The organism is Marivita hallyeonensis, from assembly GCF_900129875.1.
Lineage (GTDB): Bacteria > Pseudomonadota > Alphaproteobacteria > Rhodobacterales > Rhodobacteraceae > Marivita > Marivita hallyeonensis.
The window spans coordinates 59,101-76,445 of sequence record NZ_FQXC01000005.1; the positions used below are offsets into that span (position 1 = coordinate 59,101).

Consider the following 17,345-nt stretch of genomic DNA (forward strand, 5'->3'; position numbering starts at 1 on the left):
GCGAAATCACCAAGGAACGACCGATGTCCAAAACGAATGCGGGTCGCTTTTTCGAGGATTATTCGGTGGGTCAGGTGATCCGTCACGCGGTGCCGCGGACGGTGTCGGGCGGTGAGCGGGCGCTGTACCACGCGCTTTATCCTGCGCGACATGCGCTTTATTCGTCCGACTTTTTTGCGCAGTCCTGCGGTTTACCGTCGTCGCCGATCGACGACTTGGCGGCGTTTCATGTGGTGTTCGGCAAAACGGTGCCGGATGTGTCTTTGAACGCGGTTGCGAACCTTGGGTACGCCGAGGGGCGCTGGCTTGCCCCGGTCTATCCGGGTGACACGCTGCGGTCTGAATCCGAGGTGATCGGGCTCAAGCAGAACTCGAACGGCAAGACCGGGGTCGTCTGGGTCCGCACGCGCGGGATCAATCAGAACGACACGGTCGTCATGGAATATGTGCGCTGGGTGATGGTGCGGAAGCGGGATGTCGATGCGCCCGCGCCCGAAACGGTGGTGCCTGAGTTGAGCAAGGTGGTGCCGGTCGAGGATCTGGTGATCCCGAAGGGTCTGGATTTCACGGACTACGATTTCGAGTTGGCGGGCGAACCACACCGGTGGGGCGACTACACGGTGGGCGAGACCATTGACCATGTGGACGGTGTGACCATCGAGGAAGCCGAGCACATGATGGCGACGCGGCTCTGGCAGAACACGGCGAAGGTGCATTTCGATGCGACGTTCCGGCCCGATGGGCAGCGGCTGATCTATGGCGGGCACGTCATTTCGATGGCGCGGGCGCTGTCGTTCAACGGTTTGGCGAATGCGCAGATGATCGTGGGCCTGAACGGTGGCGCGCATGCGAATCCGTGCTTCAGTGGCGACACCGTGCGCGCGTGGTCCGAGGTGCTCGACAAGGCCGAGACCGACATGTCGGGGGTTGGCGCGGTGCGGTTGCGGCTTGTGGCGACCAAGGCGGCGGGTTCGTTCGAACTTAAGGGAGAGGACGGCAAGTACCTGCCGCATGTCCTTCTTGATCTGGACTACTGGGCGCTGATGCCGACATGAGGTCGGCGCTTGGACTGACGCTGGCCCTCGCCGCGACGCCTCTGTGTGCGGATGAGGCGGAGGATGCGTTTGTCGAAGCGAATATTCTTGGCATCTTTTACCATGAGCTTGGGCACGCCCTGATCGACGTGCTTCAGATGCCGGTCTTCGGGCAGGAGGAAGACGCGGCGGATGTGGCGTCGATCCTTTTGATTGACCAGTTCTTTGAGCCGGAAGCGGCCTTGCAGATGGCGTATGACGTCTCGGACGGGTTCTGGGCCGAGGCGGAGGTCAACCACGACGATCCGGTGCCGTATTGGGACGTGCACGGGCCGGATGAGCAGCGTTTCTACAACACGGTTTGCTTGTTCTACGGCGGCGACCCGGAGACGCGGGACGTGTTCGCCGAGGACATGGGGCTTCCGGAAGATCGTGCGGAGTATTGTCCGGAGGAGTATGACCTCGCGCTGGACAGTTGGGGCGCGGTGTTCGACGACCTGACGGGAGACGGCGTGCCGATGGCCTTTGTGACGGAAGGCCCCGGGTCAATCACGTCGGACGTCATCGGTGCCGAGGTTGCGGCGCTGAATGAGGATTTCGCGTTTCCGTCGGAAATCCTGGTGCGGGTTGAACCTTGTGGTGAGGCCAACGCGTTTTACGATCCGTCAGATCAGTCGATCATCATGTGCCAGGAGTTCGAAGATCACCTGCGCGACCTGTTTACGGTTCTGGGCAACTGACACGAATGTGAGAGACGCGGCGCGTGGCGGCGTGCAACATCGCAGGATGATGCTGCGCGGTATTCTTCCGGCCTTGTCTGCCCTTCTGCCGACCGCAGGGTGGGCGTGTGACCTCGCACTGGTGCTGGCAGTGGACGTTTCCGGTTCGGTGGACAGTTGGGAATACCGGTTGCAGCGCGACGGTATGGCAGCGGCTTTGCGGGATCCGGCGGTATCGGAAGCGCTTGTTGCCGCGCGGGCCGAGGTGATGGTGCTGCAGTGGACGGGATCAGGGCGCCAGAAGGTGACGGTGCCGTGGCGGACGATCGACAGCTTTGAGGGTCTGGACGCCTTTGCTGATGAAGTGGCGGCTGACCCGCGCATCTGGCGCAACTTCTCGACGGCGATTGGGGAGGCGCTTGAAAAGTCCATCGCGCAGTTCGAAAACGTGCCGCACTGCAAACGACGGGTCATCGATGTGTCGGGGGACGGCACGTCGAACGAAGGTGTGGAACCGTCCCGGTTGCGCGCGGCATTGCGCGCCGAGAGTATCACGGTGAATGCGATCGTCATCGAAAGCGCGGAGGAGGACCTGACGGGGTATTTCTGGGAAAACGTTATCTACGGCGACGGGGCTTTCGTTGTGACTGCGTCGGATTTCAAAGAGTATCCCAAACGGATCCGGCAAAAGCTGCGCCGGGAAACTACCAAACAAACCGCAGAGTTGCGCCGATAGTCGCAAATGTGATCACGCATTTTGCGCGTGTGATCACGAGTTCCCGAAAATCTGTCGTGTTGCGCCAAAAAACCGCGCCTCTGCGCGGTCGTGTCCCGTGACTCGGGTCACAAAACCAATACAAAGACGGTCAGGAACCGAAAAGGACTCAGACCATGGCTGACGTCAATCGGGGGAACCGCCCCCTGTCACCGCACCTGCAGGTGTATCGCCCACAGCTCAACTCTGTCACATCCATTCTGACACGTATCACCGGGAACGCGCTGATCGTCGCGGCCCTGATGATTGTCTGGTGGCTGCTGGCCGCGTCTACGGGTGAAGACTATTTCGCCGTTGCGAACGGGTTTGTCACAAGCTGGTTCGGTGATCTGGTGATGTTCCTGTCGCTTTGGGCGCTCTGGTATCACACGCTGGCGGGGATCCGGCACCTGATCTGGGACGAGGCGAAGATGCTTGAACTGGAGAAGGCCGAGCCGCTGGGCTGGGCCGTGGTGATCGGGTCAGTTGTCCTGACCGTTTTCTCTGTCGTTGTGCTTTGGTGAGGGGCGAGACATGGCTTTTCTAACAGACCGTAAACGCGCTGTCGGCTGGGGCGCCGCGAAATCCGGAACAGAGCATTTCTGGGCGATGAAGAAATCGTCCGTGGCGCTCTTGGTGCTGATCCCGTTCTTTGTCTTTACCTTCGGCAGTGTGCTGGGCTCCTCTTTCGAAGAGGTTCAGGCCTATTACGCACGTCCTTTCCCGGCGATCATCGCGGCGCTGACGCTGATCGTGGGGTTCAAGCACTTCAATGACGGTTTCCAGACGCTGATCGAAGACTATGTGCACGGGATTTGGGAAAAGGTCCTGATCCTCGGCATGACTTGCATCAGCTACGGCGCGGCCGCCATCGGCGTCTTCGCAATCGCCAAAATGGCCCTTTGAGACATCGGAGCTTCTAAGAATATGGCTGCATACGAATACGAGACGCATGAATATGACGTCGTGGTCGTGGGTGCGGGCGGCGCAGGTTTGCGCGCTACGCTGGGCATGGCGGAACAGGGGCTGCGCACGGCGTGCGTGACCAAGGTTTTCCCGACCCGGTCGCACACGGTGGCGGCGCAGGGCGGCATCGCCGCGTCCTTGTCGAACATGGGCCCGGACCACTGGCAGTGGCACATGTACGACACGGTGAAGGGGTCGGACTGGCTCGGCGACACGGACGCGATGGAGTACCTCGCCCGTGAAGCGCCCAAGGCGGTGTATGAGCTTGAGCATTACGGCGTGCCTTTTTCTCGGACAGAAGACGGCAAGATTTACCAGCGTCCGTTCGGGGGCCATACGACTGAGTTCGGTGAAGGCCCGCCTGTGCAGCGCACCTGTGCGGCTGCGGACCGGACAGGTCACGCGATCCTGCACACGCTGTATGGTCAGTCGCTCAAGAACAATGCCGAGTTTTACATCGAATATTTCGCCATCGACCTGATCATGTCGGACGATGGGGCGTGTACCGGTGTTATCTGCTGGAAGCTCGATGACGGCACGATGCATGTCTTCAACGCCAAGATGGTGGTGCTGGCGACGGGTGGCTATGGCCGCGCGTATTTCAGCGCTACGTCTGCGCACACTTGCACCGGGGACGGTGGCGGTATGGTGGCGCGGGCCGGTCTGCCGCTGCAGGACATGGAGTTCGTGCAGTTCCACCCGACGGGGATCTACGGTTCCGGCTGTCTGATCACCGAAGGCGCGCGTGGTGAAGGTGGATATCTCACCAACTCCGAAGGCGAGCGGTTCATGGAGCGGTATGCGCCGAACTACAAAGACCTCGCGCCGCGGGATTACGTGTCTCGATCCATGACGATGGAGATCCGCGAAGGGCGTGGTGTGGGCGACGAGGGGGATCACATCCATCTCAACCTGTCTCACCTTCCGGCCGAAGCATTGGCGGAACGGCTGCCGGGCATCTCGGAATCCGCGAAGATCTTTGCCGGTGTGGATGTCACCAAGGAGCCGATCCCGGTTCTGCCGACGGTGCATTACAACATGGGTGGCATACCGACGAACTACTGGGGCGAGGTGCTGAATCCGACCAAGGACGACCCGAACGCCGTGGTGCCGGGCCTGATGGCCGTCGGCGAGGCGGGCTGTGCGTCGGTGCATGGTGCAAACCGTCTTGGGTCGAACTCGTTGATCGACCTCGTGGTGTTTGGTCGTGCGGCGGCGATCCGCGCGGGCAAGGTGGTCGATCCAGAGAGCGCGGTGCCATCGACGAATACAGCTTCGGTGGACAAGGCGTTCGATCGTTTCGACAGCCTGCGCAACGCGTCGGGTACCGTGCCGACGGCGGAATTGCGGTTGGAGATGCAGAAGACGATGCAGGCCGATGCTGCCGTGTTCCGCACCGCCAAGACGATGAAAGAGGGCCTCGACAAGATGGTTTCGATTGCGGGCAAGCTGGATGACCTGCAGGTCACCGACCGCAGCCTTGTCTGGAACAGCGATCTGATGGAGACGCTGGAGCTGACCAACCTGATGCCCAACGCTTTGGCGACGATCGCCGGGGCGGAGGCACGCAAGGAAAGCCGCGGCGCACACGCGCACGAGGACTTCACCACACGCGATGATGAGAACTGGCGCGTGCACACCATTGCGCGGGTCGAGGGCAATAAGACAGAGCTGAGCTATCGTCCGGTTGTGGTTGACCCGCTGACCACCGAAGACCAAGGTGGCATCGCACTTAAGAAAATCGCTCCGAAGGAAAGGACGTTCTGATGCGTTTTGTTGCTCTGGTCTCTGTCTGTCTTTTGGGGCTGACAGCCTGTTCCGAGCAACAAATCCTGACCTATCAGGACCGTCCGGCCGAAACCGTGCAGGAATGTGAAGCCGCGTATCAGGCGGCACGGCAGCGCGGCAGCGGAACTTACACGGACTATTCGAGCGGCGCATCCGTGTTGGGCGCGTCGATCGGGCGAGGCCTTGCTCGGGGCATGATCGATTCGGCTTATCGCAGTTGTCTTGCCCGCGTGACAAATGGGCAGCCGGTTGCGCCGATGCGTGCGACCGCGCCGGTTCGGGCTACGAACTACCGGGAGCGCCTCAACGTGGAGACAGGGGTGTCAGCCACCTGTCCTGCAGGTGCAAACGTGTTGCACGGCGGATCGCGGTATTGCCCCCGATGAGGACGCGTCTGATCTGGCTCGCCTTGCCACTTTTGGTGGCCTGTTCACCGCAGGCACAGGACGAGATCGCCCGCGAAGCTGCACGGTCGGCGATCACGCCGGTGCTGGCAGAGCGGTTTCCTGGCGTACCCCTTGAGCCTGCGTTGAACTGCATCATCGACAACGCCAGTGCGGTGCAGATCCGGGCGCTGGCGATTGACAGCGTGACCGGACCGACGGAAAGCACCGTGCAGATCGTGACCGACATCGTCTCGCAGCCCGAAACGCTGACCTGTCTGGCTGCCGAGGGGCTACCGGCGTTGTTGCGTCAGTCCTGAGTGAGGTGAAAGCGTCCGCTGTCGAAGCGGGCAAAGAGCACGTCGCAATCCGCGGCATCGGGCCGGATCGGGCGCAGGAATTCGAGGATTTCGAAGCCGTTCTTGGCCATCGCCGCGACCAGTTCGGAAAAGCGATAACCGTCCTTGTACCGCATCTGTACGGAGGCTTCGGCGATCACGAATTCAGTTTTCTTGAGCGTCTGCGTCGCGCCTTTGATAACTTCGAGTTCGTAGCCTTCGGTATCGATCTTGATCCCGAACGTGCCTTTGTACCCCTTTGAGATCTCGTCCAGCCGTTTCATCGGAATTTTGCGTTCCTCGATAGAGGCGAAGACGTCGTTATAGCCATCTTCGAATTCAAGGATCGAGGCGCGGCTGTGACGGGTCTTGGCCTCGGTCGAGGGGACATTTAGGGTGATGTCACCCTTTTTTGCTCCAACCGCGCAGCAATGGAACTCATAGTCGATCCGGCCGCGCCAGGATTCGACTTTTTGCTCGCTCTCTTTCACCGGGTCGACGAGGACGAACTTCCGGTCGGGGAAGGCGTTATAAAGCTCGGGTGTGCCGAAATCGACGCCGATATCGAACACCACATCGGGTTCGAAGCCGTAACCCTGCAGGGTCTTGGTGTCGAGCCCGGTGCGTTCCACGGTGTAGCCCTGCCGGGCCAGTTTGTTCATCAGCTTGCGCGGTCGACCGGCAAGATCCGCGTCACCACTGCCCGTCGGTTCAAGCCCAACGCCAAGACGATTAAGGGTTTTCACGAATTCAAAAGGGCGTGCCCGTGCCATGGTCGTTCACTCTCTGCTCTGGCGCGAGATGCGCCGGTCATCCGTTAGCCGGATTTGGTTGCGATCGAGTTTCCCGGCTTGACCGAAGAATTCAACGCTTATTGCGCGGCCTGCAAAAGTTCGGCGATCTCTGTGCTTATCTTGCTTGGATTTCGGTCCTTTGCGAAGTCAAAGCAGGCTTTGCGGGCCTTCCGAAGTTCCATATCCGGCATCTCGATGAACTGCAGCATACTTCGGATCAGCCCGCGCGGCGAGGCGGGGTCGTAAAGCAGATGATGACACGCCTCGGGCGTGGTTTCGCGCAGCTCGCGGATATTGGGTCCGATGATCGGCAGGCCGAAGGTCAGGGCCAGCATGACAGAACCCGAGGTAAAGAGCGACTGGTAGGGCGCAAGGAAGACATGGGAAGCGCCGAAGATGTCGGGGATTTCGTCGTCAGGGATGCGGTCCGTGCGCAGATCGACATTGGGGTTTGCGTCAAGCCGGCGCAGGAGACGCGCCTGCGAGGAGAACGCTTTGCCGTACATCCGCAAGTGAAATGGCACCTCGCGGCGGGTCAGCTTTGCGGCGACGTCCTGAATCGCATGAACTCCTTTCGGACCACGGAACATGCCGAAAAACAGGAATTCCCGCACGTCGCTTTTGCGCAGGCCACGGGCGAGCGTTTTCTTCGACGTCTCATACGCGCCCAGATAGCTGGGGTGCGGGATGACGGCGATCTTGGATCGCTTGGCCCCGTAGGTTTCGACCATGTGGTCTGCCGCGTGATCGGCGTGGACATGGATGGCGTCCGCCAGATCGACCAAGGCGCGGCGGCCTCGTTCGAAGATCGCCTGATTGCGTTCCTTGTGAGGCGCGTCGTTGTGGATGGTCCAGACGATCCGGCCGCCATGTCGCTTGAACGCGCGGAGCTCTTTCAGGGACTCATCGAGTGCGGTTTCGTCCTCGGCGGTATCCTCGCCGCGCCCGAACATGCGATCGTCCCAATGGACATGGATCACGTCATAATCCGTCGTACGAAGCCGGTCGAGCCCGCCGGGACCCGCAAAATCGGTGTCGAAGTCGCCCGGGAGTTTGGAGTAGAGCAAAGCCTGATACGGGTTGCCGCCGGTCGAGGGCAGGCACAGCATTTTTTTCTGCTCTATCAGAGGCTTTGCCGCTGCGGCATTTTGCATCTCTTGTCCCTTTTTGCCTGTGTTTGCCTGTCTTTTTTTGCCTTGATGGCTTAGTTATCTAACGCGAAGAATACACGATCCCGCGCGGATGCGGTTGGCATTTTTGCCAGGCCGTGGCGACGATGGCAGGAAGGCAACAGAGACTGTTATGGTTCAACTGACACTCCCCAAGAATTCGACGATCCGCACCGGCAAGACGTGGCCGAAACCCGAGGGCGCGACAAACGTCCGGAAATTCAGCATTTATCGCTGGAGCCCCGATGATGGCGAGAACCCGCGTGTGGACACGTATTTTGTCGATATGGACAAATGCGGGCCGATGGTTCTGGACGCGCTGATCAAGATCAAGAACGAGATCGATCCCACGCTGACCTTCCGCCGGTCTTGCCGCGAAGGCATATGTGGCTCCTGCGCGATGAACATTGACGGGATCAACACGCTGGCCTGCATTTACGGCTTGGACGAGATTAAGGGTGACGTCAAAATCTACCCGCTGCCGCACATGCCGGTGGTGCGCGATCTGATCCCCGATCTGACGCATTTCTACGCGCAGCACGCGTCCATCATGCCCTGGCTCGAGACCAAGACGAACCGTCCGGCAAAGGAATGGAAACAGTCCATCGAGGATCGCAAGAAGCTCGATGGGCTGTACGAATGCGTGATGTGCGCGTCGTGCTCAACATCCTGCCCTTCGTACTGGTGGAACGGCGACCGCTACCTTGGACCGGCGGCGCTGCTGCATGCATACCGCTGGATCATCGACTCGCGCGACGAAGCGACGGGAGAGCGGCTTGATGAGCTTGAAGACCCGTTCAAGCTTTATCGCTGCCACACGATCATGAACTGCACGAAGACCTGTCCGAAAGGCCTGAACCCGGCCAAGGCGATTGCCGAAATCAAGAAGATGATGGTCGAACGGCACGTGTAAATCGTCAAGCCGACTACAGTCCTCTTAACGAGATAGCAAAAAACCCGCCTTGGCGGGTTTTTCGTTACCTTCGTTGAACGGGCTCCCTTTTGCGCAAACGCGTGTGATCAGCCAGTCTCAGCAACAAATCCGTGGTCTTCGATGGCGGCTACGGCGCAGGCTTCGTCGTTGTCGGAGCTGTCGCCGGTGATGCCGATGGCGCCGATCAGCGTGCCGTTCTGTTTGATCAGGACGCCGCCCGGGACGGGAACAAGGCTGCCGTTGTTCAGGGCGTTCATGGCGTCGATGAAGTAAGGTTGTTCTTGCGCGCGGTTGAAGAGTGCGCGGGAACCGAGGCCCATGGCGACGGCGCCTTTGGCTTTGCCTTGTGCGATCTCGGCGCGCAGGTTGCTGGTGCCGTCTTCGCGTTGCAGGGCGACGAGATGGCCTCCGGCGTCGATGACGGCGATGGTCAGGGGCTTCATGTCGTGGTCGCGGCGGTAGTCGAGGGAGGACGTGATCAGGGCGTTGGCGAGATCGAGATTCATGTTGGGGCTTTCGAAAAAAGGTGGTCTGCCCGCCGGGAGAGAGAGCGGACAGACCGAGGGAGTTAGTTGTAGAAGTAATCCACCAGGAACATCGGGATCGCCGGGATGTAGGTGCACATCAGGAGCACTGTCAGAAGCACCGCGATGAAGTACACGTTCACCTTGGTCACGTCCCAGATGTTTGCGCGTGCCACGGCGCAGGCGGTGATCAACACGCTGGCCACAGGCGGCGTTTGCTGGCCGATGGCAAGATTGAGCGTCACGACGAGGCCGAAATGGATCGGGTTGATGCCCACGGCGTCGATCAGCGGGATCACGATCGGTACCACGAGGATGATCGCGGCGGCGGAGTGGAGGAAGAAGCCGATGATCAGGAAGAAGAAGTTCAGGATCAGCAGCACGACCCACTTGTTGTCGGTGATGCTCAGGATGGCTCCGGCAAGTTCCTGAGGGTATTGCGCCCGCGTCAGGAAACCGCCCATGACAACCGAAGCCGCAACCAGCAGCATGACCACCGCCGTCTGCATGCCGCCGTCCAGCATGGAGCGCTGCAGGTGCTTGAGATCGACCTGGCGGTACCAGAGGCTGATCGCGATGGCGGCCAGAACGGCCAGACCGGCGGCCTCGGTTGCGGTCACGTACCCGCCGAAGATACCGCCAAGGATGATGACCGGCAGAGCAAAGGTCGGCAGGGCGTCGACGAAGGCTTCCCAAAGCTTGCGGCCCGAAAACGCCTCTTCCCGTGGCAGGTCGTATTTGACGGCGAAGTAATAGGCGACGCCCATCAGGCCAGCGGCGCCCATGAGGCCCGGGATGACACCGGCCACAAACAATTGCTCAACCGACACGTTGGCCGAGGTCGCGTAAAGGATCATCGGGATCGACGGCGGGATGATGATGGCGAGTGAGGCGGACGAGGATGTCACGGCGGCCGACAAGGCCCCGGAGTAGCCGCGTTTCTTCATTTGCGGGATCATCACCGATCCCATCGCCGCCACATCTGCCACGGCAGAACCGGAAATCTCGGCAAAGAAGAGCGACACTCCGATGTTCACATGGGCGAGACCGCCGCGGATAAACCCGATCAGGGCTGCCACGAAGTTGATCAGACGGTCGGTGATGCCGCCTGCGTTCATGATGGCCCCGGCAAGGACGAACATGGGGATCGCGATGAGTGAGAACTTGGTCGCGCCGCCATACATGTCCAGAGCCACATTCACCAGGGATCCGGCGCCTTCGAGCACCAGCAATCCGAGAATGGCTGACACGGCCAGGGCAACGCCGATTGGCACGTTCAGACAGATCATCGCGACCATGGCGATGAAAATACCCAGCATCAGCATCAGGCGTTCCCCGCTTTCTTCATCTCGGTTTCAACTTCTTCTTCGATTTCGGCGTGTTCGAGCGACACACCGCCCGCTGTCTTCCGCCAGTAATCGGGCAGGCTCAGGGCCTGACAGATCACGAACAGAACGGCGCCGATGGGGATCACGGACTGCGTGAAGCTGATCGGTACCCAGGTGAGCGACGTCAGCGACATGCCGCCCAGGATTGTCATCACCGTGTATCCGGCCCAGGCCAGCAGGATGAAGAAACCTGCCGTGATGGCTTCGGCAAGCATCACCGCCCACATGCGCGCGGGCATTGGAATGGACAGGAGAACGGAGTCGAAGCCGATATGCCGCCGGCGCAGCGCTGCGAGCGCGGAGCCGTAGTACGTGATCCAGGCCAGCATGATCGCGGCCACCTCGTCGTACCAGGCGAGGCTTGATCCCAGTAGTCGGTAGATGACCGCGACAACCACGATGGCTGTCAGGATCACCATGAGGAAGATCACGAAATATTCGAGAACGACCTCAAAGAATTTGCGCAGTGAATTGAGCATAGGTGGCCCCCGCCGGGCACTTGGCCCGGTGATTTCAGAAGAAGCAGTCATGGTTGGTTATCCCAAAGCGGGCAGGGGGCCGTGATTGGCCCCCTGCGCAGTTCAGGTCAGGACCCCGATGCGAGGCTCTGAATGCTCTCGATCAGTTCTGCACCGCCTTCGACGGTGGTTGCGAACTCTTCGTAGATCGGTGCCGAGGCTTCGATAAAGGCCGCATTGTCGGCTTCATTGACCGCAACACCGGCATCACGGATCACTTGCAGAAGCTCTTCTTCCAGCTTGGCCGCGTGATCGTAGACGAAGTCCTGTGTCTCGGACCCGCAGGCCTCGAGATCGGCGCGGACATCTTCCGGCAGACGCTGCCAGCGGCTTTCCGCGACCAGTACATACGCGGGGGTGTAGACGTGCCCGGTGATCGACAGGTATTCCTGCACTTCCTGGAACTTGGCCGACGCGATCTGGGCGTAGGGGTTTTCCTGCCCGTCGATAACGTTGGTCTGAAGCGCGGTGAACACCTCAGAGAACGACATCGGCGTCGGGTTCGCGCCATACAGCTGGAACATCTTCACGCGCCATTCACCGTTGGGCGTCCGCAGTTTCACGCCCTGAAGGTCTTCGGGCGTGTTGATCGGGCGCACGTTGTTGGTGATGTGGCGGAAGCCGTTTTCGAAATAGCCGATGATCCGGTAGCCTTCGCCCATCGCGGCTTCCTGGAACGTGTCGCCCAGTTCAGCCTGGATCGCGCGCATGTGGTCGCGATCTTGCACGATGTAAGGCATTTCGAACACGCCGAATTCCGGTGCTACCGACGACATGACGGATGATGGCAGCGAGAAATCGACCTGACCGAGCTTCAGCTTCTGCAGAAGCTCGCGGTCATTGCCAAGCTGGCTCGACCCGAAGGTCTGCACTTCGGCGCGGTCACCCAGTTTGCCGTTGGCGCATTCCGCGAAGGCGTTGACGGATGCCTCGAACAGCGATCCGGGGTTGCCGACATGGCCGAAGCGCAGTGTCAGGTCCGCAGCGCTTGCCGCAAGTGGCATCGCGATCGCTGCCGCACTGGCGAGTATGGTTGCTTTGAGTTTCATGGTTTTCCTCCCTTTATGCCCCCTCCCGGGCGCTATTCAGCGGCGAACCGCTCTTCCGTTGTATGCTTGAGATGCTCCATTGCCGCCTGCGCGCCGCCCGCATTGTGCGGGATGCCGGCTTTGGCGAGGCCCATCTCCACGCCGGACAACGTGGCCATCAGCATCAGATCGTTGAAATCCCCCAAGTGCCCGATCCGGAACACCTTGTCCGCGACCTTGGACAGGCCGTTGCCAAGGGAGATATCGTAATGTTTGAGTGTCGTCGCGCGGAACGCATCGGCCGAATGGCCGTGCGGAACCAGAACGGCGGTCAGGACGCCTGATTCCTCGCCCTGCCGTGCGCAGAGCACTTCGAGGCCCCAAGCGCGCACAGCCGCACGGGTCGCAGCACCATGACGGGCGTGACGTGCGAAGACGTTGTCCAGCCCTTCTTCGTGCAGCATGTCGATCGCTTCGTTCAGGCCATAAAGCAGATTTGTGCCCGGTGTGTACGGGAAGTACCCTGTAGCATTCGGGCCGACCATATCATGCCAATCCCAATAGCTGCGCGGCATGGTTGTCGACTTGGCGTATTCCAGCGCCTTGTCGCTTACAGCGTTGAAACTAAGCCCCGGTGGCAGCATCAGACCCTTTTGAGAACCGGAGACACACACGTCGACGCCCCATTCGTCGAAGCGGAAGTCGACGGAGGCGAGGCCGGATATCGAATCGACCATCAAGAGCGCCGGGTGACCTGCCGCGTCGATAGCCTTGCGCACGTCGGCGATGGGTGAAACGGACCCCGTCGACGTTTCGTTGTGAACGACGCAGACTGCCTTGATTTCGTGATTGGTGTCTTCGCGTAGACGGGCCTCGATGCGGTCAGGTTCGGCCCCGCCGCGCCAGTCGCCTTCTAGAAACTCCGGCTCAAGCCCGATCTTGCGTGCCATCTTGTTCCACAGGGTCGCGAAATGCCCGGTTTCGAACATCAGAACCTTGTCTCCGGGAGACATCGTGTTCACCAGCGCCGCTTCCCACGCGCCCGTTCCGGACGAGGGGAAGATGAAGACGTGCTGTTTGGTCTTGAAGATGGTCTTCATTCCCTCCAGCGCCTTCTGGCCTACCGCGGCGAAATCGGGTCCGCGATGGTCGATCGTTTGCTGGCCAATGGCCTTGAGAATGCGATCAGGAACCGCACTGGGCCCCGGAATTTGCAAGAAATGTCTGCCAGCCTGGCGCATCGAATCTGGTCCTCCCACAAGCGCCGTTTGGTCGGCGCGATTAGCTGTTGATAAAACGTAATTATGAATTCATAATTCAGTCAACTAAAAAATTTGGCGTCGAAAACAGGATGCCGACAGGGGAGGATAATCAAAGGCTCATGCGTGAGAATGCCCGTCTTTCCAGCCGTTTGACCGCTGCCATCTCTGGCGATGTGATGACAGATCCCGCGTCGCGCGGACGCTACGCGACAGACGCATCGATCTACCAAATGATTCCCGAAGCGGTGGTTGTTCCGCGTTCGGTCGAGGATGTCGAAGCGGCGATGGACATCGCGCGGGAAGAGGAAACGCCCGTCCTCCCGCGCGGGGGTGGCACCTCGCAATGCGGACAGACCGTGAACCGAGCGGTCGTGCTGGACAACACGCGCCATCTGAACCGTATTCTTGACATCGACACCGAGAAACTGACCGCGCGGGTCGAGCCGGGTTTGGTGCTGGACGAGTTGAATCGTGCGCTCAAGCCGCATGGGTTGTGGTTCCCGGTCGATCCGTCAACAGCGTCGCGATGCACGTTGGGTGGGATGGCGGCGAACAACTCTTCGGGTGGCAAATCGCTACGCTACGGAATCATGCGCGACAATGTCCGCGCGATATCGGCCATTTTGCCGGATGGTACGAAGGCCCGGTTCAACGGTGCGAACCCCGAGCCGGGCGTCTACGCCGATCTGGTCAACGACATGCGTGCGCTTGGGCGGCGCGAGGCCGACGAGATCGATGCGCGCTTTCCGAAGGTTCAGCGCCGGGTCGGGGGCTACAACATCGACGCGCTGACCGGTTACGAAGTGAATATGGCGCATCTTCTGGTGGGGTCCGAAGGCACGCTTGCCTATTTCACCGAGCTGGAGCTGAGCCTTGCGCATCTGCCGGGCGAAAAGGTGACCGGCGTTTGCCATTTCCCGACTTTTTACGCCGCGATGGATGCCGCGCAGCATCTGGTGACGCTGAACCCGCAAGCCGTCGAACTGATCGACGATACGATGATCGCCCTGGGTCGGGATATTCCGCTGTTCCGCAAAACCATCGAGGCGTTTGTCGAAGGCGATCCCGCCGCGTTGCTGCTGGTCGAGTTTGCGGAAGGCAGTGCCGAAGGAAACGCGGCCAAGCTGGCCGAGCTTTCCCAGATGATGGGTGACCTTGGATTTGCCTTCACCGGGACGGGAAAGACGTGGGGCGGCGTGGTGCCTGTCACCGACAACGGCCTGCAGGGCGCCATCGCCGAATACCGGAAATCCGGCTTGAACGTGATGATGTCGATGAAAGACGCGGGCAAACCGATTTCCTTTGTCGAAGACTGCGCCGTCGCGCTGCCCGATCTGGCCGAATACACGCAGGGCGTCACCGACGTTTTCACGAAATACGGATCAAAAGGCACATGGTACGCGCATGCGTCGGTCGGGTGTCTGCATGTGCGCCCGATCCTGAACATGCGCCAAGACAAGGACGTCAAAACCATGCGCGCCATGGCGGACGAGATTTTCGATCTCGTGAAGCACTACAAAGGCTCGCATTCTGGCGAACACGGCGACGGGATCGTGCGGTCCGAATTCCACGAAAAGATGTTCGGGCCTCGGATCGTTTCGGCGTTCGAGGAGGTCAAGGCGCGGTTCGACCCCAAAGGCCTCATGAACCCGGGCAAGATTGTCCATGCACCCGCGATGGATGATCGCCGGGTGTTTCGCTACGGACCGAATTACGAGGTGCCAGAATTCGAAACTGCGCTGGACTGGTCTGCCTGGCCGGGTGCTGCCGGCGGTTTTCAGGGCGCGGTTGAAATGTGCAACAACAACGGCGCCTGCCGGAAGCTGAAGGGAGGCGTGATGTGTCCGTCCTTCCGCGCGACCCGTAATGAGCGGGACGCCACACGTGGACGGGCGAACACCCTGCGCTTTGCGATCAGCGGGCAGATGCCGGGTGGCCTGACCTCCGACGCAATGGCCGACACGATGAAGTACTGTGTGTCCTGCAAGGCCTGCCGCCGGGAATGCCCGACCGGCGTCGACATGGCGCGGATGAAGATCGAAGTGCTGGCAGCGCGGCGGAAGAAGACCGGCCTCACACTGGCAGAAAAGCTGGTGGGCTACCTGCCCCGCTATGCACCCAAAGCGGCGAAGTTCGCGTGGCTGATGAACCTGCGAAACAAGATCGGGCCGGTGCGTCGTATGGCCGAGGGTCTGACCGGCGTGTCGCACCGCCGTGACCTGCCGGTCTGGTCGTCCAATCCGTTCCGGGATGACGAGGCGCAGGATGCAGACCCGGACGTCCTGCTCTTTGCCGACGTGTTCAACCGCTACTTCGAGCCGGAGAACTTGCGCTCTGCCGTCCGCGTCCTTCGCGCTGCCGGCTTGCGCGTGGCGGTCGCACGGGATGGGTCTGGCACCGCACTTGATTGCGGGCGCACCTTGCTGGCCGTCGGTTGTGTCGAGGAGGCCCGGGCCGAGGCGCAGCGCGTCATCGACGCCACCAAGGATGCCATCGCAAAGGGCATTCCGGTCGTCGGGCTGGAACCGTCCTCGATCCTCACCTTCCGCGATGAATTCCTCGCCCTTTGCCCGGGTCCGGACGCGGAGGCCTTGGCGGGCGCGACACATACGTTCGAGGAGTTCCTGGCCAAACGGTCCGACCTGCGAATGAAGCCGCTGGGCCGGCCAATCTATGTTCACGGTCACTGCCACCAGAAGGCGCACGATGCGGTGACGCCGATGCTGGATCTGCTGAAACGCATCCCGGAGGCGGAAGTGCACATGATAGAAAGCAGTTGTTGTGGGATGGCTGGCGCCTTTGGCTATGCCCCCGACACGATTGACGTGTCGTTGAAGATGGCAAATCTGGACCTCTTCCCCGCTTTGGAGGCGGCACCTACGAACGCTTTTATCGTGGCGGACGGCACGTCCTGTCGCCACCAGATCGCAGATGGCACACCGCGCCGCGCAATGCACGTGGCGCGCTTGCTGGATCAGGCCCTTGATGGATAGGATGCGGATATGAACCTGACTGAAAGCATCAAACGCCCGACGCTGCACGAAGAACTTGTAGAACGGTTGCGCAACCTCGTCGTCGAAGACGCGTTGAAGCCGGGCGAGAAAGTGCCTGAAAAGGACCTGTGCGAATCTTTCGGAGTGTCGCGGACGCCGCTGCGCGAAGCGTTGAAGGTGCTGGCGTCAGAGGGGCTGGTGGTGCTGCAGGCAAACCGTGGCGCACGCGTGGCCGAGGTGACGCGTGAAGAACTTGAAAACACGTTCCCCGTCATCGCGATGCTGGAACAGCTTGCCGGTGAGCTTGCGTGCCGAAACCTGTCGGATGCGGGCATCGCCCACATCGAAAAGCGCCATGATGCGATGGTCAAAGCCTTCATCTCGCGAGACCGGAAATCGTATTTTCAGGCCAATCAGGACATTCACAACGCCCTGATCGAAGGTGCGCAGAACGAAATCCTTGAATCCCATCACCGCATGCTCGCCGCCCGTGTTCGTCGCGCGCGGTTCATGGTGAACCTGTCAGAAGAACGCTGGGCGCAGGCGATCCAGGAACACGAGCAGATGATGGAAAAGCTGCGGGCACGGGATGCCGAAGGGTTGGGTCAGCTCATGAAGACCCACATGATGAACAAATACGCCGCGCATATCAAAGCCATGGCCGAGACGTCGGATGAGGTCGAGCAGCACTGACGCGGCATGCGGTGCCACAAGGCCTGATCCACAACAATTCCATCACATCAGCAGTCAGTT

General features: G+C 60.5%; 18 protein-coding genes. 11 read left to right on the top strand and 7 right to left on the bottom strand.

Annotation, left to right across the window (positions count from 1 at the left end; all coding sequences use genetic code 11):
• Nucleotides 1-23 precede the first annotated feature (23 nt).
• From BUA42_RS16450 to BUA42_RS16485, 8 genes are all read left to right on the top strand, one after another.
• A complete protein-coding gene (locus BUA42_RS16450) occupies nucleotides 24-1,055 on the top strand; it encodes a MaoC family dehydratase (protein WP_072779653.1) in 1,032 nt (343 codons plus the stop codon).
• Nucleotides 1,052-1,774, top strand: coding sequence for a DUF4344 domain-containing metallopeptidase (locus tag BUA42_RS16455; RefSeq protein ID WP_072779427.1), 723 nt, complete (start codon nucleotides 1,052-1,054; stop codon nucleotides 1,772-1,774). The genes BUA42_RS16450 and BUA42_RS16455 overlap by 4 nt, the downstream gene beginning before the upstream one ends.
• Nucleotides 1,775-1,823: 49 nt before the next feature.
• Complete coding sequence (locus BUA42_RS16460; RefSeq protein ID WP_072779654.1) at nucleotides 1,824-2,489, top strand: DUF1194 domain-containing protein; 666 nt, start codon at nucleotides 1,824-1,826, stop codon at nucleotides 2,487-2,489.
• Between the two features lie 155 nt (nucleotides 2,490-2,644).
• A complete protein-coding gene (gene sdhC / locus BUA42_RS16465) occupies nucleotides 2,645-3,031 on the top strand; it encodes a succinate dehydrogenase, cytochrome b556 subunit (protein ID WP_072779428.1) in 387 nt (128 codons plus the stop codon).
• A gap of 10 nt (nucleotides 3,032-3,041) precedes the next feature.
• Nucleotides 3,042-3,413 (top strand): succinate dehydrogenase, hydrophobic membrane anchor protein, encoded by a 372-nt coding sequence (gene sdhD, locus BUA42_RS16470; RefSeq protein WP_072779429.1) that lies wholly within the window; start codon nucleotides 3,042-3,044, stop codon nucleotides 3,411-3,413.
• 21 nt (nucleotides 3,414-3,434) lie between these two features.
• Nucleotides 3,435-5,240 carry a succinate dehydrogenase flavoprotein subunit gene (gene sdhA, locus BUA42_RS16475; RefSeq protein ID WP_072779430.1) on the top strand — a complete coding sequence of 602 codons (1,806 nt, stop codon included), beginning with the start codon at nucleotides 3,435-3,437 and terminating at the stop codon, nucleotides 5,238-5,240.
• A complete protein-coding gene (locus tag BUA42_RS16480; RefSeq protein ID WP_072779431.1) occupies nucleotides 5,240-5,647 on the top strand; it encodes a hypothetical protein in 408 nt (135 codons plus the stop codon). Before sdhA ends, BUA42_RS16480 begins: the two co-directional genes overlap by 1 nt.
• The gene (locus BUA42_RS16485) at nucleotides 5,644-5,964 is read left to right on the top strand and encodes a hypothetical protein (RefSeq protein WP_072779432.1); all 321 of its coding nucleotides are present in this window, start codon (nucleotides 5,644-5,646) and stop codon (nucleotides 5,962-5,964) included. The genes BUA42_RS16480 and BUA42_RS16485 overlap by 4 nt, the downstream gene beginning before the upstream one ends.
• On the opposite strand, the gene BUA42_RS16490 is transcribed toward BUA42_RS16485, so the two are convergent.
• On the bottom strand, nucleotides 5,955-6,728 hold the full coding sequence (locus BUA42_RS16490; protein ID WP_218588642.1) for an FkbM family methyltransferase: 774 nt from the start codon (nucleotides 6,726-6,728) through the stop codon (nucleotides 5,955-5,957). The genes BUA42_RS16485 and BUA42_RS16490 overlap by 10 nt on opposite strands.
• A 125-nt stretch (nucleotides 6,729-6,853) precedes the next feature.
• Nucleotides 6,854-7,930 carry a glycosyltransferase family 4 protein gene (locus tag BUA42_RS16495; protein WP_072779434.1) on the bottom strand — a complete coding sequence of 359 codons (1,077 nt, stop codon included), beginning with the start codon at nucleotides 7,928-7,930 and terminating at the stop codon, nucleotides 6,854-6,856.
• Nucleotides 7,931-8,078: 148 nt separating this feature from the next.
• Here BUA42_RS16495 and BUA42_RS16500 point away from each other — a divergent pair, with 148 nt between their 5' ends.
• On the top strand, nucleotides 8,079-8,858 hold the full coding sequence (locus BUA42_RS16500) for a succinate dehydrogenase iron-sulfur subunit (protein ID WP_072779435.1): 780 nt from the start codon (nucleotides 8,079-8,081) through the stop codon (nucleotides 8,856-8,858).
• Between the two features lie 107 nt (nucleotides 8,859-8,965).
• On the opposite strand, the gene BUA42_RS16505 is transcribed toward BUA42_RS16500, so the two are convergent.
• The 5 genes from BUA42_RS16505 to BUA42_RS16525 all read right to left on the bottom strand — a co-directional run bounded on the left by BUA42_RS16505 (nucleotide 8,966) and on the right by BUA42_RS16525 (nucleotide 13,578).
• Nucleotides 8,966-9,385: a GlcG/HbpS family heme-binding protein gene (locus tag BUA42_RS16505; protein WP_072779436.1), complete on the bottom strand. Its 420-nt coding sequence runs from the start codon at nucleotides 9,383-9,385 to the stop codon at nucleotides 8,966-8,968.
• 62 nt (nucleotides 9,386-9,447) lie between these two features.
• Nucleotides 9,448-10,728, bottom strand: a complete 1,281-nt coding sequence (locus tag BUA42_RS16510; protein ID WP_072779437.1) for a TRAP transporter large permease — start codon at nucleotides 10,726-10,728, stop codon at nucleotides 9,448-9,450.
• Complete coding sequence (locus tag BUA42_RS16515) at nucleotides 10,728-11,270, bottom strand: TRAP transporter small permease (protein WP_072779438.1); 543 nt, start codon at nucleotides 11,268-11,270, stop codon at nucleotides 10,728-10,730. The genes BUA42_RS16510 and BUA42_RS16515 overlap by 1 nt, the downstream gene beginning before the upstream one ends.
• A 107-nt stretch (nucleotides 11,271-11,377) precedes the next feature.
• Nucleotides 11,378-12,358: a TRAP transporter substrate-binding protein gene (locus BUA42_RS16520; RefSeq protein ID WP_072779439.1), complete on the bottom strand. Its 981-nt coding sequence runs from the start codon at nucleotides 12,356-12,358 to the stop codon at nucleotides 11,378-11,380.
• 32 nt (nucleotides 12,359-12,390) lie between these two features.
• Complete coding sequence (locus BUA42_RS16525) at nucleotides 12,391-13,578, bottom strand: pyridoxal-phosphate-dependent aminotransferase family protein (RefSeq protein ID WP_072779440.1); 1,188 nt, start codon at nucleotides 13,576-13,578, stop codon at nucleotides 12,391-12,393.
• 197 nt (nucleotides 13,579-13,775) lie between these two features.
• Here BUA42_RS16525 and BUA42_RS16530 point away from each other — a divergent pair, with 197 nt between their 5' ends.
• Both BUA42_RS16530 and BUA42_RS16535 read left to right on the top strand, forming a co-directional pair.
• The gene (locus BUA42_RS16530) at nucleotides 13,776-16,592 is read left to right on the top strand and encodes an FAD-binding and (Fe-S)-binding domain-containing protein (protein ID WP_245819043.1); all 2,817 of its coding nucleotides are present in this window, start codon (nucleotides 13,776-13,778) and stop codon (nucleotides 16,590-16,592) included.
• Nucleotides 16,593-16,601: 9 nt separating this feature from the next.
• A complete protein-coding gene (locus BUA42_RS16535; RefSeq protein WP_072779442.1) occupies nucleotides 16,602-17,285 on the top strand; it encodes a GntR family transcriptional regulator in 684 nt (227 codons plus the stop codon).
• Nucleotides 17,286-17,345: the final 60 nt, after the last annotated feature.

What these genes read in the sequence shown, in the direction of transcription:
- BUA42_RS16450 (WP_072779653.1), top strand. Translation starts at nt 24, where the DNA reads ATGTCCAAAACGAATGCGGGTCGCTTTTTCGAGGATTATTCGGTGGGT.
- BUA42_RS16455 (WP_072779427.1), top strand. Translation starts at nt 1,052, where the DNA reads ATGAGGTCGGCGCTTGGACTGACGCTGGCCCTCGCCGCGACGCCTCTG.
- BUA42_RS16460 (WP_072779654.1), top strand. Translation starts at nt 1,824, where the DNA reads ATGCTGCGCGGTATTCTTCCGGCCTTGTCTGCCCTTCTGCCGACCGCA.
- sdhC (WP_072779428.1), top strand. Translation starts at nt 2,645, where the DNA reads ATGGCTGACGTCAATCGGGGGAACCGCCCCCTGTCACCGCACCTGCAG.
- sdhD (WP_072779429.1), top strand. Translation starts at nt 3,042, where the DNA reads ATGGCTTTTCTAACAGACCGTAAACGCGCTGTCGGCTGGGGCGCCGCG.
- sdhA (WP_072779430.1), top strand. Translation starts at nt 3,435, where the DNA reads ATGGCTGCATACGAATACGAGACGCATGAATATGACGTCGTGGTCGTG.
- BUA42_RS16480 (WP_072779431.1), top strand. Translation starts at nt 5,240, where the DNA reads ATGCGTTTTGTTGCTCTGGTCTCTGTCTGTCTTTTGGGGCTGACAGCC.
- BUA42_RS16485 (WP_072779432.1), top strand. Translation starts at nt 5,644, where the DNA reads ATGAGGACGCGTCTGATCTGGCTCGCCTTGCCACTTTTGGTGGCCTGT.
- BUA42_RS16495 (WP_072779434.1), bottom strand. Translation starts at nt 7,930, where the DNA reads ATGCAAAATGCCGCAGCGGCAAAGCCTCTGATAGAGCAGAAAAAAATG.
- BUA42_RS16500 (WP_072779435.1), top strand. Translation starts at nt 8,079, where the DNA reads ATGGTTCAACTGACACTCCCCAAGAATTCGACGATCCGCACCGGCAAG.
- BUA42_RS16505 (WP_072779436.1), bottom strand. Translation starts at nt 9,385, where the DNA reads ATGAATCTCGATCTCGCCAACGCCCTGATCACGTCCTCCCTCGACTAC.
- BUA42_RS16510 (WP_072779437.1), bottom strand. Translation starts at nt 10,728, where the DNA reads ATGCTGATGCTGGGTATTTTCATCGCCATGGTCGCGATGATCTGTCTG.
- BUA42_RS16515 (WP_072779438.1), bottom strand. Translation starts at nt 11,270, where the DNA reads ATGCTCAATTCACTGCGCAAATTCTTTGAGGTCGTTCTCGAATATTTC.
- BUA42_RS16520 (WP_072779439.1), bottom strand. Translation starts at nt 12,358, where the DNA reads ATGAAACTCAAAGCAACCATACTCGCCAGTGCGGCAGCGATCGCGATG.
- BUA42_RS16525 (WP_072779440.1), bottom strand. Translation starts at nt 13,578, where the DNA reads ATGCGCCAGGCTGGCAGACATTTCTTGCAAATTCCGGGGCCCAGTGCG.
- BUA42_RS16530 (WP_245819043.1), top strand. Translation starts at nt 13,776, where the DNA reads ATGACAGATCCCGCGTCGCGCGGACGCTACGCGACAGACGCATCGATC.
- BUA42_RS16535 (WP_072779442.1), top strand. Translation starts at nt 16,602, where the DNA reads ATGAACCTGACTGAAAGCATCAAACGCCCGACGCTGCACGAAGAACTT.